Annotated in this window: 15 protein-coding genes and 1 tRNA gene; 8 read left to right on the plus strand and 8 right to left on the minus strand. The window is 75.4% G+C overall.

Features of this window, described 5'->3' with window-relative positions:
- From HGCM_RS17510 to HGCM_RS07880, 4 genes are all read right to left on the minus strand, one after another.
- The coding region (locus tag HGCM_RS17510; protein WP_019136304.1) for a sensor histidine kinase at window positions 1–1141 on the minus strand (1141 nt) is incomplete at its 3' end.
- Window positions 1142–1191: 50 nt separating this feature from the next.
- Window positions 1192–2037 (minus strand): ABC transporter permease, encoded by an 846-nt coding sequence (locus tag HGCM_RS07870; protein WP_019136305.1) that lies wholly within the window; start codon window positions 2035–2037, stop codon window positions 1192–1194.
- Window positions 2034–2933 (minus strand): ABC transporter ATP-binding protein, encoded by a 900-nt coding sequence (locus HGCM_RS07875; protein WP_019136306.1) that lies wholly within the window; start codon window positions 2931–2933, stop codon window positions 2034–2036. The genes HGCM_RS07870 and HGCM_RS07875 overlap by 4 nt, the downstream gene beginning before the upstream one ends.
- Before the next feature lie 142 nt (window positions 2934–3075).
- Window positions 3076–4305: a pyridoxal phosphate-dependent aminotransferase gene (locus HGCM_RS07880; RefSeq protein ID WP_040399006.1), complete on the minus strand. Its 1230-nt coding sequence runs from the start codon at window positions 4303–4305 to the stop codon at window positions 3076–3078.
- Window positions 4306–4529: 224 nt separating this feature from the next.
- Between HGCM_RS07880 and HGCM_RS07885 the strand changes: the two genes are divergently transcribed.
- The 5 genes from HGCM_RS07885 (at window position 4530) to rplA (ending at window position 7329) form a co-directional block, all read left to right on the plus strand.
- Window positions 4530–4602: transfer RNA gene (locus tag HGCM_RS07885), tRNA-Trp, on the plus strand.
- A 119-nt stretch (window positions 4603–4721) separates the two neighbouring features.
- The gene (gene secE / locus HGCM_RS07890) at window positions 4722–5000 is read left to right on the plus strand and encodes a preprotein translocase subunit SecE (protein WP_019136308.1); all 279 of its coding nucleotides are present in this window, start codon (window positions 4722–4724) and stop codon (window positions 4998–5000) included.
- A gap of 80 nt (window positions 5001–5080) precedes the next feature.
- The gene (gene nusG / locus HGCM_RS07895) at window positions 5081–5974 is read left to right on the plus strand and encodes a transcription termination/antitermination protein NusG (protein WP_026075341.1); all 894 of its coding nucleotides are present in this window, start codon (window positions 5081–5083) and stop codon (window positions 5972–5974) included.
- A 97-nt stretch (window positions 5975–6071) separates the two neighbouring features.
- Window positions 6072–6503: a 50S ribosomal protein L11 gene (gene rplK / locus HGCM_RS07900; protein WP_019136310.1), complete on the plus strand. Its 432-nt coding sequence runs from the start codon at window positions 6072–6074 to the stop codon at window positions 6501–6503.
- A 106-nt stretch (window positions 6504–6609) separates the two neighbouring features.
- On the plus strand, window positions 6610–7329 hold the full coding sequence (gene rplA / locus HGCM_RS07905; RefSeq protein ID WP_019136311.1) for a 50S ribosomal protein L1: 720 nt from the start codon (window positions 6610–6612) through the stop codon (window positions 7327–7329).
- A gap of 186 nt (window positions 7330–7515) precedes the next feature.
- On the opposite strand, the gene HGCM_RS07910 is transcribed toward rplA, so the two are convergent.
- The 4 genes from HGCM_RS07910 to HGCM_RS18795 form a co-directional block, all read right to left on the minus strand.
- Entirely contained in the window at window positions 7516–8352 is an 837-nt protein-coding gene (locus HGCM_RS07910) for a hypothetical protein (protein WP_019136312.1), read from the minus strand.
- 248 nt (window positions 8353–8600) lie between these two features.
- Entirely contained in the window at window positions 8601–9116 is a 516-nt protein-coding gene (locus tag HGCM_RS07915) for a hypothetical protein (RefSeq protein ID WP_019136313.1), read from the minus strand.
- Window positions 9097–9714 (minus strand): RNA polymerase sigma factor, encoded by a 618-nt coding sequence (locus tag HGCM_RS07920; RefSeq protein WP_019136314.1) that lies wholly within the window; start codon window positions 9712–9714, stop codon window positions 9097–9099. The genes HGCM_RS07915 and HGCM_RS07920 overlap by 20 nt, the downstream gene beginning before the upstream one ends.
- A gap of 99 nt (window positions 9715–9813) precedes the next feature.
- Window positions 9814–11220: a S8 family peptidase gene (locus HGCM_RS18795; RefSeq protein WP_051016054.1), complete on the minus strand. Its 1407-nt coding sequence runs from the start codon at window positions 11218–11220 to the stop codon at window positions 9814–9816.
- 64 nt (window positions 11221–11284) lie between these two features.
- On the opposite strand from HGCM_RS18795, the gene HGCM_RS17520 reads away from it, so the two are divergent.
- From HGCM_RS17520 to rplL, 3 genes are all read left to right on the plus strand, one after another.
- Complete coding sequence (locus tag HGCM_RS17520; protein ID WP_147572755.1) at window positions 11285–13915, plus strand: CHAT domain-containing protein; 2631 nt, start codon at window positions 11285–11287, stop codon at window positions 13913–13915.
- Between the two features lie 252 nt (window positions 13916–14167).
- Window positions 14168–14695: a 50S ribosomal protein L10 gene (gene rplJ / locus HGCM_RS07935; protein ID WP_019136316.1), complete on the plus strand. Its 528-nt coding sequence runs from the start codon at window positions 14168–14170 to the stop codon at window positions 14693–14695.
- Between the two features lie 75 nt (window positions 14696–14770).
- Entirely contained in the window at window positions 14771–15166 is a 396-nt protein-coding gene (gene rplL, locus HGCM_RS07940; RefSeq protein WP_020424281.1) for a 50S ribosomal protein L7/L12, read from the plus strand.
- Window positions 15167–15382: the final 216 nt, after the last annotated feature.

Genomic DNA, 15382 nt, shown 5'->3' on the forward strand with positions numbered 1-15382 from the left:
CCGGCGCGGCCGCGGCCACGAGGAGCGTGCCGCCGGCGGTGTCCGCCCGCTCGCGCATCCCGCGCAGCCCGAAGCCCTCCGGCGTGCCGTCGGGGATCCCGGTGCCGTCGTCGTCGACCGCGAGCTCGACCGCGCCGTCCCGTCGCGTCAGCGCCAGCACGACCCGGCTCGCGTGCGCGTGCCGGCGCACGTTGGCGAGCGCCTCCTGCGCCGCGCGCAGCACGACGACGGACGTCTCGGCCGGCAGCGCGAGGCCCTCGTCGAGGCGCACGTCGATCGCGAGCCCGGTCTCGCGGGCGAACCCCTGGGCGAGGCGGTCGAGGGCCTGGCGCACGTCCGCGTCCGCGAGCGGCGGGGGAGCGAACGCGGCGACGAGCGCGCGCGCCTCCGCGAGGTTGTCGCGCGCGACCTGCTCGATCGTCCCGAGCCGGGCGGCGGCCTCGGCGGCGCGGCCGCGCTCGAGCTCGGCGGACGCCGCCTGGCTGAGCATGACGACGCTGGTGAAGCCCTGGGCGAGCGTGTCGTGGATCTCCTGCGCCAGCCGGGCCCGCTCGGCGAGCACGCCGGCGTCGTGGTGGCTGCGCGCGAGCTCGTCCTGGGCCGCCCGCAGCCGGTCGAGCAGCTGGGCGCGCTCCTCGCTGCGCTCCGCGACCGACGTCACCCACAGCCCGAGCCCGACCGAGAAGACCAGGCCGGCGGCCAGCTGGACGGCCGCGTCGACGGGGTCCCCGCCGCGCTGCTCGAGCGTCGCGTAGGTGGCGAGGGCCATGCCGGCGGTCAGCAGCGCGGTCCACAGCACGCCCTCGGTCCGCGACCGCGTGAAGAACCAGATGTGCGAGTACGACACGAACAGCAGGTAGGCGCCCGAGGGCACGGCGAGCGTCGCGGCGGTCGTGGCGACGACGAGCACGACGAGGTACGCCGTCGTCAGGGTGCGCGTGCCGCTCTGCGCGCCGGGTCGGCCGAGCGTCACGTACCCGACGGCGATCGCGGCCACCGAGCCCAGGCTCACGAGTGCGGGGCCGGGCCACGGCGCGGTCGTCGCGAACGTCAGCGCGACGATGCCCGCGATGACGCCGAAGCCGATGTCCCAGCCGCGGATCGACCGCCGCCAGAAGTCCACCCGGTCCTGCGCCTCCATGGCCCCGAGCCTGCCACCTGCGGACGCCCCCGAGGAGGCGGCGCCACGCGTCACCCGTCGTCCCGGCGCCGCCACCGGAAGGTGCGCACCCCGACGACGAGCCCCACGACGAGCCAGGCCAGCAGGACGGCGGCCGTCGCACCGTGCTGCCACGACCCGGACACCTCGATCTGCAGCGCCTCGTCGGGCAGGAAGACCGAGCGCATGCCCTGGGCCATCCACTTGAGCGGGAACAGGCTCGCGACCGACTGCATCCACGAGGGCAGCTGGTCGAACCGGAAGAACACCCCCGAGATGAACTGGAGCACCAGCACCACGGGCGTCACCACCGCGCTCGCGGACCGCCCGGAGCGGGGCACGGACGAGAACGCGACGCCGCACACGGCGCCGGCGGCGGCCCCGAGGCCGAACACCCACGCGAACGTCGTCCACGCCTGCGCCGTCGTGGGCATCGGGACGTCGAACACCAGCGCGGCGACCGCGAGGAGCAGCGCGACCTGCAGCAGGCAGCCCACGAGCACCTGCCCGACCTTCCCGAGGAAGTACGCCGACGGGGGCAGCGGCGTCGCGCGCAGCCGCTTGAGCGCACCCTCGTCCCGCTCGACCGCGATGGAGATCGCCAGGCTCTGGAAGCTCGAGAGCATGACCCCGGTGGCCACCATGCCGGGCAGGAAGTACTGGGCGAACCCGATGGCGTCGGGCCCCTCGCCGATCTGGTCGCCGTCCCGGCCGAAGACGGTCGCGAAGATCGCCAGCATGATGACGGGGTAGGCGAAGATGAAGACGACGGCGTCGCGCTCGCGGAAGTACGAGCGCAGCTCGTAGCGCGTGCGGGCGACGCCGAGGCGCAGGGCGCCCGGGAGCGCGGCCGGGCGGGCGGCGGTCACGGCGGTCATCGCAGGGCCTCCTCGGGCTGCGGGTCGGTGCCGGCGGGCGCGGTGGCCGCGCCGGGCGAGGCCTCGGAGACGAGGGCGAGGTAGACATCCTCCAGCGTCGGCCGCAGCACCTGCAGCCCCGGGACCTCGCCCAGGCGCTGGGCGAGCCCGGCGACGACGGCGGTCGGGGTGTCGGTGCGCAGCTCGCGCGGCGCGCCGTCCTCCGTCCACCGCACCACGGCGCGGCGCGCCGTGCGGCCGCCGAGCTCGCCGGGCGTCCCCTCGGCGACGACCCGCCCGTCCGCGACGACGACCACCCGGTCGGCCAGGGCCTCGGCCTCGTCGAGGTAGTGCGTCGTCAGCAGGATCGTCGTGCCCTCGGCCCGGAGGCCGGAGACGAGGTCCCAGAACGACCGTCGCGCCTGCGGGTCGAAGCCCGTGGTGGGCTCGTCGAGGAAGACGAGCTCGGGTCGCCCGACGATGCCGAGGGCCACGTCCAGGCGGCGCCGCTGCCCGCCGGACAGCTGCCGGGCCCGGGTGCGCTCCTTCTCCCGCAGCCCGACCGCGTCGATGACCTGCTCCGGGTCGCGGGGCGAGGGGTAGAACAGCGCGAAGTGCCGCACCAGCTCGCCGACCGTCGCCTCGGCGAGGTCCTGACCGCTCTGGAGCACGACGCCGAAGCGCGAGCGCCACAGCCGCCCGCCCGAGCCGGGGTCCTCGCCCAGCACGCGGACCTCACCGGCGTCCCGCTCGCGGAACCCCTCAAGGATCTCCACCGTGGTGGTCTTCCCGGCGCCGTTCGGCCCGAGGACCGCGACGATCTCCCCCTGCGAGACCGTCAGGTCCAGGCCGTCGACGGCCTGCTTGTCGCCGTAGCGCTTGCGCAGGCCCCGGACGTGGACGGGTGTCGTCTCCATGCGGACCAGCCTGCCGCCGGCCCGGCCCGCCCCGCGACGGACCCCCGGTGGTCTCCCGTGTCCACCGATCGGTGGACACGGGCCGGTCCGCACGGACCGGTGGACCGGGCCGCCCGGCGCCCCGGCGCCGTGCCCGCTGGGCTCAGCGCGCCTCGGCGAGCAGCGCCTGCACCCGGCCCACGCCCTCGACGAGGTCGTCGTCGCCCAGCGCGTACGACAGGCGCAGGAAGCCGCTCGGGCCGAAGGCCTCGCCCGGCACGACCGCCACCTCGACCGCGTCGAGGATCAGGGCCGCGAGCTCCGCCGACGTCGTGGGCGTGACCCCGCGGATCGTCCGCCCAAGGACGCCCTCGACGGACGGGTACGCGTAGAACGCCCCCTGCGGCACCGGGATCCGCACGCCGTCGATCGCCGCGAGCATGTCGACCATCGTGCGGCGGCGGCGGTCGAACGCCGCGCGCATCTCCGCGACCGCGGACAGGTCACCGGTGAGCGCGGCGATCGCGGCGCGCTGCGAGACGTTCGCGACGTTGGAGGTCAGGTGGCTCTGGAAGTTCGTCGCCGCCTTGATGACGTCGGACGGGCCGATCATCCAGCCGACCCGCCAGCCCGTCATCGCGTAGGTCTTCGCCACGCCGTTGAGCACGACCGTCGTGTCCGCGAGCTCGGGCACCGCGCGAACGATCGGCGTGAACACCGCGTCGTCGTAGGTCAGGTGCTCGTAGATCTCGTCGGTGACCACCCAGATGCCGTGCTCCGCCGCCCAGCGCCCGATCGCCGCGGTCTGCTCGGGCGAGTACACGGCGCCGGTCGGGTTCGACGGCGAGCAGAACAGCAGCACCTTCGTGCGCGGCGTGCGCGCGGCCTCGAGCTGCTCGACCGTGACGAGGTAGCCCTGGTCCGCGCCGGCGAACACCTCGACCGGCACGCCGCCCGCCAGCCGGATCGCCTCGGGGTAGGTCGTCCAGTAGGGCGCCGGCAGCAGGGCCTCGTCGCCCGGGTCGAGCAGCGCCGCGAAGGCCTGGAACACCGCCTGCTTGCCGCCGTTGGTGACGAGCACCTGGCCCGGGGACACCTCGTACCCCGAGTCGCGCAGGGTCTTCGCGGCGATCGCCTCGCGCAGCGCGGGCAGGCCCGCGGCCGGCGTGTACCGGTGGTTGGCGGGCTCCCGGGCGGCGGCCACGGCCGCGTCGACGATGTAGCCCGGCGTGGGGAAGTCCGGCTCGCCGGCGCCGAACCCGATGACCGGCCGGCCCGCGGCCTTGAGGGCCTTGGCCTTCGCGTCGACCGCGAGCGTCGCCGACTCGGCGATCGCGGCCAGGCGGGCGGACACTCGGGCGGGGGAGGACGGCTGCGCGCTCACGGCGTCCATACTGGCAGAGCGCGCCCCGGCGGGCCGTGGGCTTTCGGGCCGCTTCTCACGCACCGGACCGGGCGGTTCGACCCACCGCGTGGCGTCGCGTACAGTGGTCCACCGGCGGTTGACCTCCGCCATGATGCGGCGTGCCCGGGTGGGTCACCCGGCGACCGCGGCCCCCAGTCTCTGGACGGCTCGCGGACGGGCGCGCGGTGTCGTGGCAGCGGACCGGCCGCCGTAGGGCAGTGGCGCAATTGGTAGCGCAGCGGTCTCCAAAACCGCAGGTTGCAGGTTCGAGTCCTGTCTGCCCTGCGCACGTGGTCCGGCTCCGGCCGGTCACGAGCAGGACCGCCGGACGGTCCGGCGCGACGCGTCGGGGCGTCCGTCCGTCGGGATCGACCCGGCGGCACGACGAGACGTAGGGGCCAGACGTGAGCGAAACCGCACCGGCCGCGGCGTCGGGCGCCGAGTCGGCTCCCCGGCCGCACGCGAGCAAGCAGGACGCCGGCAAGCGCCGTGGGCTGTTCGCACGCATCGCGCTGTTCGTCCGCCAGGTCGTCGCCGAGCTCAAGAAGGTCGTGTACCCCACGCGGCCGGACCTGATCACGTACACGACGGTCGTCCTGGTCTTCGTCGCCGTCGTCATGGCGTTCGTCACGGTGCTCGACCTGGGCATCGGCCGGCTGACGTTCTGGATCTTCGGCGGCTGACCCGCCGCCCGGCCCCCGGCCGGGCCCCGTCGACCGACGCCGGTCGTGATCGTCCCCCTCGCAGGAAGAAGGTTGTGCCCGTGTCGCAGGAGTCGCAGGAGCCCGTCGAGGCCGACCTCGCCGACGCTCTCGCCTCGGTCGAGGCCGTCGAGTCCGACGCCGTCGCCGACGAGCCCGCCGCCGACGCCGTCGAGCCGTCCGACGAGGCCGACGCGCCCGCGGACGACGAGGCCGCCGTGCCCACGGACGACGAGGCCGTCGTGCCCGGCGACGACGAGGTGGACCCCCTGACGGACGAGCAGGCCTTCGTCCCCGGCGACGACGAGGCGGACGCGCTCCCGCAGGACGAGGCCGCGGCCGAGCCCGACCCCGACGAGGACCCGGTCGAGGCGTTCAAGGCCCAGCTGCGCACGCAGCTCGGCGACTGGTACGTCATCCACTCCTACGCCGGCTACGAGAACCGCGTGAAGGCGAACCTCGAGAGCCGCACGCAGAGCCTCAACATGGAGGACTTCATCTACCAGGTGGAGGTCCCCATGGAGGAGGTCGTCGAGATCAAGAACGCGCAGCGCAAGGTCGTCAAGCGCGTCCGGATCCCCGGCTACGTCCTCGTCCGCATGGACCTCACCGACGAGTCGTGGGGCGCCGTGCGCCACACCCCGGGCGTCACCGGGTTCGTCGGCCACACGCACCAGCCCGTGCCGCTGACGCTCGACGAGGTCTTCTCGATGCTCGCGCCGTCGCTGCAGCCGAAGGCCCCGACCGCCGCGGCGGCGACCTCCAAGGCCGCCCCGCAGATCAAGGTCGACTTCTCGGTCGGCGAGTCGGTCACGGTCACCGACGGCCCGTTCGAGCGCCTGCCCGCGACGATCTCCGAGATCAACGCCGAGGCCCAGAAGCTCAAGGTGCTCGTCTCGATCTTCGGCCGGGAGACCCCGGTCGAGCTCTCGTTCAGCCAGGTCGCCAAGATCTGACGGCTCACCCGGCCGGACGAGGTCAGCCCCGCGCTGCGGGGACCTGCAACCGGGTCATCGCCCACGGCGTCGGCCCACGAACAGAACGGAAGGCGTCATGCCCCCGAAGAAGAAGGTCACCGGCCTGATCAAGCTCCAGATCAAGGCCGGCGCCGCCACCCCCGCGCCGCCGATCGGTCCGGCGCTGGGTCAGCACGGCGTCAACATCATGGAGTTCTGCAAGGCGTACAACGCGGCGACCGAGTCGCAGCGCGGCAACGTCATCCCCGTCGAGATCACGGTGTACGAGGACCGCTCGTTCACCTTCATCACGAAGACGCCGCCGGCCGCCGAGCTCATCAAGAAGGCCGCCGGTGTGGAGAAGGGCTCCCCGACCCCGCACACGGTGAAGGTCGCGACGCTGACCCGCGAGCAGGTGCGCGAGATCGCCACCACCAAGCTCCAGGACCTCAACGCGAACGACCTCGAGGCCGCCGAGAAGATCATCGCGGGCACCGCCCGCTCCATGGGGATCAAGGTCGCCGAGTAAGCACTCGGCGCCGCCGCCGGGCCCAGCGTCCGGCGGCGCCCCGCACCCCCAGTGGCAGGGCCATGTGCGGCCCGTCGACCACGACTGCTGACAGGAGAACAGGCAGATGCCGAAGCACAGCAAGGCGTACCGCGCCGCCATCGAGAAGCTCGAGCCGGGCAAGGTCTACAGCCCGCTCGAGGCCGTCCGGCTGGCGCAGGCCACGTCGACGACCAAGTACGACGCGACCGTCGAGGTGGCCTTCCGCCTCGGGGTCGACCCGCGCAAGGCGGACCAGATGGTCCGCGGCACGGTCAACCTGCCGAACGGCACGGGCAAGACCGCCCGCGTCATCGTCTTCGCCAACGGCGAGCGCGCCGAGCAGGCCCGCGCCGCGGGTGCCGACGAGGTCGGCGGCGACGAGCTGATCGACAAGGTCGCGAAGGGCTACACGGACTTCGACGCCGCCGTCGCGACGCCGGACCTCATGGGCAAGGTCGGCCGCCTGGGCAAGGTCCTCGGCCCGCGCGGTCTCATGCCGAACCCGAAGACCGGCACCGTCACGATGGACGTCGCCAAGGCCGTCGCCGACATCAAGGGCGGCAAGATCGAGTTCCGGGTCGACCGCCACGCGAACCTGCACTTCATCATCGGCAAGACGTCGTTCTCCGACGTGCAGCTGGTGGAGAACTACGCGGCCGCGCTGGAGGAGATCCTGCGTCTGAAGCCGTCGTCCTCGAAGGGCCGCTACATCACCAAGGCGACCGTCTCGACGACCAACGGCCCCGGCATCCCGCTGGACCAGAACAAGACGCGCAACCTCACGCAGGAGGACGACGCCGCCTGACGGCTCGTCGCTGCCGACGGCAGGCCCGGTCCCCTCGGGGGCCGGGCCTGCGGCGTCCCCGCGTGACGCGGCCCGGGCACGCCACGGGCCCGGTCCCCCCTGCGGACCGGGCCCGTGCGTCCGCCGGCGCCTCCCCTCCCAGGCGCCGGCGGACGGTCGTGGTCGTGCGGCGCGCGCACGACGGCTCTAGCGGCGGCGGCGCCGCGTCGCGAGACGGCCGTCGAGCAGCTCCAGCGGGCGCGTCCACAGCCCCGCGAGCCACGCGAGCGTCTCGTCGTCGGGCGGCTCCTGCCCCAGCCCGAGCTGGGCGGTCCACTCCACCGCGGTCGTGACGGTGCGCACCACGGCCCACGACCGGTCGGGCTCCGCCTGGCCGCCGAGGCGCCGGTAGTGCGTCAGGAGCTCGGCGACCGGGTCGAGCTGCCACTGCGGGTCGAGCACGGGGCCGAGCGCGACGGCCAGCCAGTCCAGCGCCGTCGCGACGTCCCACCGGGGGTCGCCGAGGCCGCCGGGGGAGGTGAGGAACGACGCGCTGACCACGCCGCGCTCGCGGTGGACGACGAGGTCGTCGCCCGCCGGCTCCCCGTGGACGAGGTGGTCGGCGGTCCACGCGTGGCGCACGTCCGTGAGCGCCGCGCGCGTCCCCGGGTGCGCGAGGACGGCCCACGCCGGGCCGGTCCGCGGCGAGAGCTCGGGGATCCAGGACGGCAGCCCCGCGACGAGCACCCAGGGCGCCGGCGCCTCGGGCGCGCCCGGCGCGACGCGGCTGCGGTGCACGCGCAGCAGCGCGGCGGCCCACGCCTCGAGCAGCGCGGACAGCTCGGCCCGCAGCGTCGCGGCCGGGCCCCGCAGCTCGAGCCGCGACGTGAGGTCCTCCAGCTCGCGGACGACCGACCGCGCGGCCGTGTGCTCGCCGACGACGCCGACGGGCCCCGACAGCGGGCCGCGCGGCACCGGAGGTGTGACGGCGCCCGGGCCGTCGGGCCGCACGACGCGCAGGTGCCCCGTCGTGGGCCCGCTCATCGCGTCGCTCCCGGGGTGCCGGCGCGGAGCGGCCGCGGGCCGCCGGGGCGGGGGCGCGGGGCCGGAGCGAGCGGTGCGTGCGGCATCGTGGCTCTCCTGTGGTGTCCGCGGTGGTGCGTGGCCGGTGGTCGGTGGCCGCGAGGGGCGGCCGTCGTGCGGGTCGGTCGTCGTGCTGCGGGCCGGGGCCCGTGGTGCCGGTGTCGCTGGTCAGGAGCGGTGCGCCGCCCCCGTGATACGCCGTGGGAGCCTCAGAAGGGCAGCCACTGGGTGACGCAGGTGCCGTCCGCGCTCGTGCACTCGAGGCGGAGCGTCCCGCCCGGGCGGACGTCGAAGCGGAAGTACCCCACCTCGTCCGTCTCGACCGTCGACACCACCTCGTCGGGCGTGCGCAGCGTCACCGAGCCGCGCCGCGGCGGGATCAGCTGCCCCTCGATCGACCCGTCGCCCACCTCGATCTCCACCCCGAGGCCCTCGCCCTCGAAGACGAGGGTCCGCGACGACCCGCCGGAGCGGTCGCGGACGCCGGCGAGCTCGCCCGCCTCGCGGGAGTCGTACACGAGCTCGAGCAGCAGCAGGTCGAGCTCCAGGCCGGCGCGGGCGTCGAGCATCGCCCGGTGCGCCGCGAACGCGCGGGTGCCCGCCGCGACGACGCGGTCGTGCAGCGGCCCGCCCGCGACGGCCGCGGCGAGGTCCGCGGCCAGCGCGTCGTCGTCGGCCCAGGAAGGAGCGTGCTCGGTCGGTCGGTCATCCGAGTGCCAGGACATCGTGGCCTCCCCCTGCGGCCGTGGCCGCGACGTAGTTCTTGATGGCGGCGGTCTGCCGCAGCTTCGCCAGCCCGCGGCCTCGGGTGGGGCCGATCGAGCCGACCGGGATGCCGAGCCGCTCGGAGATCTCCGTGTAGCTCAGCGGTGGGTCTACTGACAGGAGCAGCAGCAGGTCGCGTTGATGCGCCGGCAGCTCCGCGAGGCCGTCACGCAGCGCCTGCTCCCGCTCGGCGCGCAGCAGGTCCTGGTCGAGCTCGCCGTCCGTCGCGCCGTCCAGCCGCCCGCCCTGCGGGTCGACGGGGGTCGTGCGGCGGCCGGCGTTCGTGACGCGGATGCACTCGTGGCGCGCCGTGGTGGCGACCCAGCCGGGCAGCGCCTGCGGCTCGCGCAGGCGGTCCAGGTGCTCGACGAGGTTCAGCCAGACGGTCTGCGCCACGTCCTCGGCCTGGTCGGGGGAGAGGCGGAACTGGCGGACGCGTGCCAGGACGGCGGGCGTGTGGCGGCGCACGATCTCCGCCCAGGCGAGCGCGTCGCCGCCCAGCGCCCCGGCGACCAGGGCGGTCACGTCCTGGTCGCGGTAGGCGTCCTGGTTGTCCACGTCTGCATCCTTTCGTCCGGTGACGTGGATGCCATCATCCCGCGCGCGGCGGAGGATGCCCAGCACGTTCAGGCTCCCCGCCGGGCCGACGCCGCCACGTCACACCCCCGGCAGGATCTCGAGCGCGCGTCCGAAGCCCGGGACCTGCCGGCCGCCGGCGACGAGCTGCGCGTAGGCCTGCCGCGGCGGCAGCGACCGCTCGCGCGCGAGGCGTGCGACGGCGCCCGCGACCTGCGGCGCGGCGAACGAGGTCCCGCTCCAGTGGGCGAACGCGTCCGGCCCGAAGGTGTCGGGCTCGGCGGTGAACTCGTACGACTCGGTGCCCTCGACGAAGGTCGACAGCACGCCCTCGCCGACCGTCGAGCAGTCGACCCAGAAGCCGCGGCTGGACCAGGTGGTGGGCCGCAGGTCCGCGGTCAGGGCGCCGACGGCGACGACCCGCCGGAACGCGGCGGGCCACGTGGGGACCGAGTCGCCGTAGTTGCCGGCCGCCGCCACGACGAGCACCTCCTCGCCGCCCTGCTTCTCCAGCACGCCGATCTCGTCGAGCGCCGCCTCGAGCGCCAGCGAGGGCTGGTCGAACCGGGTCTGCCCGCCGAGCGACAGGTTCACGATCTGGGCGCCGTTCTTCACGGCGCGCACCAGCGCGCACGCCACCTCGAGCTCGCTGCCCGCCCCGCCGCCGCGCAGCGCGCGGTAGACCGCGACGTCCGCGGTCGGCGCCACCTGCGCCACGACGCCGGCGACGAACGTGCCGTGCCCGGCCGCGAAGTCGAGCAGCCCGTCGCGGGGCTGGATGTCGAGCAGGTCGACGTTCGCGTCGTTGCCGTGCGTGCTCGGGTCGTCGACGGGGACCCGGGCGACCGAGCCGAGCCAGCCGTCGCCGCGCTCGTGGCCGTCGATGCCCGTGTCGATCACGGCGACCCGGACCGGGTCGCCGTCGCCGTCGCCGAAGCGCGGGTAGTCGGCGAACGGCCCGAGGCTCTCGCCGAGCGCGGGGCCGCCGAGGTTCTTGATGACGGGGGACATGGGGGTCACGTGCGTGAGCGACGCGGCGAAGCCCCGGGCGCGCAGCTCGCCGACCGTGTCGTCGAGCGTCTGCACGTCCTGGTCGGAGGTGGTGACGAGGCGCGTGAGGCGGTGCTCGAGGTCGTCGCAGCCGAGCGGCGCCTCCGTCAGCCCGCGGCGCTGCAGGTACTGGCGCGCGCCGCGGTCGGCCCACGTGCGGTCGGTGACGAGGATCTCGCCGCCGACGAGCAGGACGTCACGCCCGCCGCGGCCCCGCAGGGTCGTGAGGGTGCGGCTGCGGCGCTCCTGGTACCGGCTGCTCACCGCGCGCACGAGCTGACGCTGCACGGCCGGGTCCGTGAGGTTGTTGCGCAGCTCGTCGACCTGCCGGCGCACCGAGTGCCGCAGCCGCTCGCCGACCCGGTCGTCGGGCCGCAGGGCCCGGTAGTCGTCGCCGAACGGCGCCTCGGGGCGCCCGCCCTCGTCGGTGGTGCTCACTCTCGCTCCTCGTCCCCAGCCCTAGAATCCGCAGGTGGTCGTGCACAGCCGTCCAGACCGCCCCGTGCAGGACCGGTCTGACTCTCAGGAGCAGCGGCACGCGGCTCTGATACGTGCGCGTTCGCTGTTCGACGTCGTCGCCGCCGATCCTCGCGCAGGAGCGCCCCGCGCGGCAGCCCTCGTCGAGGCGGCGAGGGCCGACGCCGACGCCGAGCTGGAGGCCTGGGCGCTGCGCGCGCTCGCCTGGTCGTACCGGGCGCGCTGGGACCACGCCGAGGCCGAGAGGCTGCTGTCGCGCGCGCTGCGCCTGGGCCGGCGCAACGGGTGGGGCGGGCTCGTCGCCCAGGTGCTCGTGGCGCGGCAGGCGGTGCGGCAGGAGACGGGCCGGGTCGCCGCCGCGCGGCGCGACCTGGACGCGGCGCTGGAGGCCGTCCTGCACGCGCAGGACGTGGCGGCGCCGGAGCGGCTCGCGGTCGAGATCCACATCCGCCTGCAGCGCGCGACCGCGGACGCGAACGCCGGGCGGCGGGACCGCGCCGAGGCCCGCTACCGGCAGCTGCTGCCGTACCGGGACCGGCTGACGGAGACGGACCGCTACAAGCTGCTCAACAACCTGGGCCTCATGGTGGCGCAGCGCGGCGCCTACGCGGCCGGGCTGCGACTGGTGAGCGAGGCCGCCGAGATCGCCGAGCGGCTGGGCCCGGCCGCCTGGGCGCCGGTGCTGCAGACGCGCGCGTGGATCCTCGTGCAGGCCGGCCGCCTCGTGCCCGGCATGCGGGAGTTCGAGCGCGCGGAGCGTGCCTACGAGGCGGGCGACGTGCCGCTCGCCGAGTACTACGCCGAGTACGCCGACACGCTCGCGGACCTGCGGCTGCTGCCCGAGGCCAGCCGGGCGGCCGACCGGGCGGTGGACGAGTGCGAGCGCGCGGGCGTGCCCTTCATCGGCGCGGAGGCCCGGCTGCGCGCGGCGCAGGTCCGGGTGCTCGACGGGGACCAGGCCGGCGCGCTGGCGCACGCGGAGGCGGCCGCGCGCGCGTTCGAGGCGCAGCGGCGCACGGGATGGCGGGACCGGGCGCTGCTCGTGGCGGCCGAGGCGCGCGCGCTCGACGCGTTCGCGGACGCGGACGAGGTCGAGGCGGCCCGCCGGGCGGCGGCGCGCCTGCAGCGGTCGGGGAACGTGCCGAGCGCGGTCCAGGCGCACCTCGTCGCCGGCCGGGTGGCCCTGCAGGCGGGGCTGCTCCCGGTCGCGGCGCGCGAGCTCGGTGCCGCCCGGCGGCTGTCGCAGCGCGGCTCGGTGCTCACGCGCATCCGCGGGCGGCTCGCGGGCGCGCTCGCGGGGAGGGCGGCCGGCGACCCCCGGGCGGCGCTCGCGGACTGCCGGGCGGGGCTGCGCGACCTCGCGGCCCACCGGTCGTCGCTGCCGACGATGGAGCTGCGGGCGCTCGCCTCCGGGCACGGCGCCGAGCTGGGCGAGATCGGTCTCGGCGTGCTGCTGCGCGACGGCCGTCCCGCCCGGGTGCTCGACTGGATGGAGCGGACGCGCGCCGCCGCGCTCCTCGGCGCGCCGGCCCCCGCCACGGGTCAGGACGACGAGGCGTCGACCGCCGAGGCCGTCCTCGAGGTGAGCGGCGTGCGGGCGGCCGAGCTCGCCCGCCCGGCGGCGCAGCCCCGCGACCAGCAGTGGCTCCACGAGGCGCCGGTCAGCGCCCCGACGCTCGTGCCGGCCCCGCCGACCTCCTCCGAGCTGCGGGCGGCGCTCGACGGCCGGGTGCTCGTCGAGTACGGGCGGTGCGAGGGGCGCCTGGTCGCGGTCGTGCTGGACCGCGCCCCGCGCCTCGTCGACGTGGGGCCGGAGCGGGTCGCCGTCGAGCACCTGCGGGCCCTGCTGTTCGCGCTGCGGCGGCTCGCGAACCCCCGGTCGACCGCGACCGCCGCCGCGGCACGGCTGAGCGCGGAGCAGCGGATCCGCGCGCTGCGCCGGGCGCTCGTCGAGCCGCTCGGCGTCGACCCGGGCCGCGAGCTCGTCGTCGTGCCGGCCGGGCCGCTGCACGGCGTGCCGTGGTCGGCGCTCGCGGACGCGCCCGTCGCCGTCGCCCCGTCGGCCGGGGCGTGGCTGCGGACCACGCGCGCGCCGGTGCGCGACGGCGTCGTGCTCGTCGCCGGGCCCGGGCTGGCGGGTGCGCACGAGGAGGTCGCGGCCCTGCGCGAGCTGCACCCGGGCGCGGTCGTGCTCGAGCCTCCCGAGAGCGCGGCGATGACGGTCGCCCGCGCGTCGGTGCGCGCCGACCTCACGCACCTGGCCGCGCACGGCTCGGCACGCGCGGACAACCCGATGTTCTCCTCCGTGCTGCTCGCCGACGGTCCGGTCACCGTCCAGGAGCTCCAGCAGACGACCGTCGCCCCCCGCCGGCTGGTGCTCGCGTCCTGCCACTCGGGCGCCGACGTGGCCTACGCGGGCGGGGAGACGCTGGGCTTCGTCTCGGCGATGCTCGCGCAGGGCACGGCGGGCGTGGTGGCGAGCATCGCGGCGGTCCCCGACGTGGAGGCCGTGGACCTCATGGTCGCGCTGCACACCCACCTGCGCCGGGGGCTGACGATGGCCCGGGCGCTGCACGCGGCACGCGCGCAGATCGACCGCGGGACGCCGGGAGGGTTCGTCAACTGGTGCACGTTCAGCGCGCACGGGGCGGCGTGACGCCCGGGGGAGCGGCGCCGGTGATTTGGTCCCCCGCCCCGGCGTGACGTACTCTTCTCGGGCCCAAGACCGCCGGTCGTCGTGCCCGGACCTCCTCGAGATCCCGGGTCGACCGAAGTCCCGCAGCAGCGGAGACCAGCGCAGGTGAGAGTTCCGAGCCGTCCCGGCCTTCCGGGCGGCTGCCGAGCCCCGCGCCTGCGCGGGGCTCTCGTCGTTCCGGGGACCGGTGGCACCACCACCGGAAGGATTGCCATGGCGAGGCCGGACAAGGCAGCCGCTGTCGCAGAGCTCGCGGACCGTTTCCGCGGGTCGAACGCGGCCGTGCTGACCGAGTACCGCGGGCTCACCGTCGCGCAGCTCAAGACGCTGCGCAAGGCGCTCAGCGGCAACGCAACCTACGCCGTGGTGAAGAACACGCTGACCGCGATCGCGGCCAAGGAAGCCGGCCTGGCGGGCCTCGACGACGCGCTCGCGGGCCCGTCGGCGATCGCCTTCGTCACCGGCGACCCGGTCGAGGCCGCAAAGGGTCTGCGTGACTTCGCCAAGGCGAACCCCGCGCTGGTCATCAAGGGCGGTGTCCTCGACGGACGCGCCCTGACCGCCGCGGAGGTCACCAAGCTCGCGGACCTCGAGTCCCGCGAGGTGCTCCTGGCCAAGGCGGCCGGTGCGATGAAGGCCAAGCTCTACCAGGCTGCCTACGTCTTCACCGCGAACACCGCCCAGGCCGCCCGTGTCATCGATGCCCTGCGCCAGAAGCAGGAGTCGGCCGACGCCGCCTGACGGCAGCGTCTCTCCACACCCCCCGCTTCGGACGGGACCCCACCCCGCCGGGCACAGACGAAAGGAACGCCGATCATGGCGACGAAGCTCAGCACCGAGGAGCTCATCGAGCAGTTCAAGGGCCTCACGCTCATCGAGCTCTCGGAGTTCGTGAAGCAGTTCGAGGAGGTCTTCGAGGTCACCGCCGCCGCGCCCGTCGCGGTCGCCGCCGCCCCCGCCGCCGGCGGTGCCGGTGCGGACGCCCCGGCCGAGGAGGAGAAGGACTCGTTCGACGTCGTCCTCGAGGCCGCCGGTGACAAGAAGATCCAGGTCATCAAGGAGGTGCGTGCCCTCACGAGCCTCGGCCTGAAGGAGGCCAAGGACCTCGTGGACGAGGCTCCCAAGCCCGTCATCGAGGGTGCGAACAAGGAGACCGCCGAGAAGGCCAAGGCCCAGCTCGAGGCCGCCGGCGCCACCGTCTCCCTCAAGTGATCGCGCACCCGGCGCTCCGCTGAGCGCCGGGTCGCCCGCGAAGGCCCGTCCCCTGCCCGGGGGCGGGCCTTCGCCGTGCGTGCGGCCGGCCGCGCGACGCCCGCCCGGGGGAGGCAGGTTCCGTCCGGCGGGTGCGGTGTGCCACCATGGCCGCGGCGACGACGAGGTCGCCACGCGGGTGGCAACGCCCGCGTCAGCACGGCACGAGCCGCCGCA

Source organism: Cellulomonas massiliensis JC225, from assembly GCF_000312005.1.
GTDB classification, from domain to species: domain Bacteria; phylum Actinomycetota; class Actinomycetes; order Actinomycetales; family Cellulomonadaceae; genus Cellulomonas; species Cellulomonas massiliensis.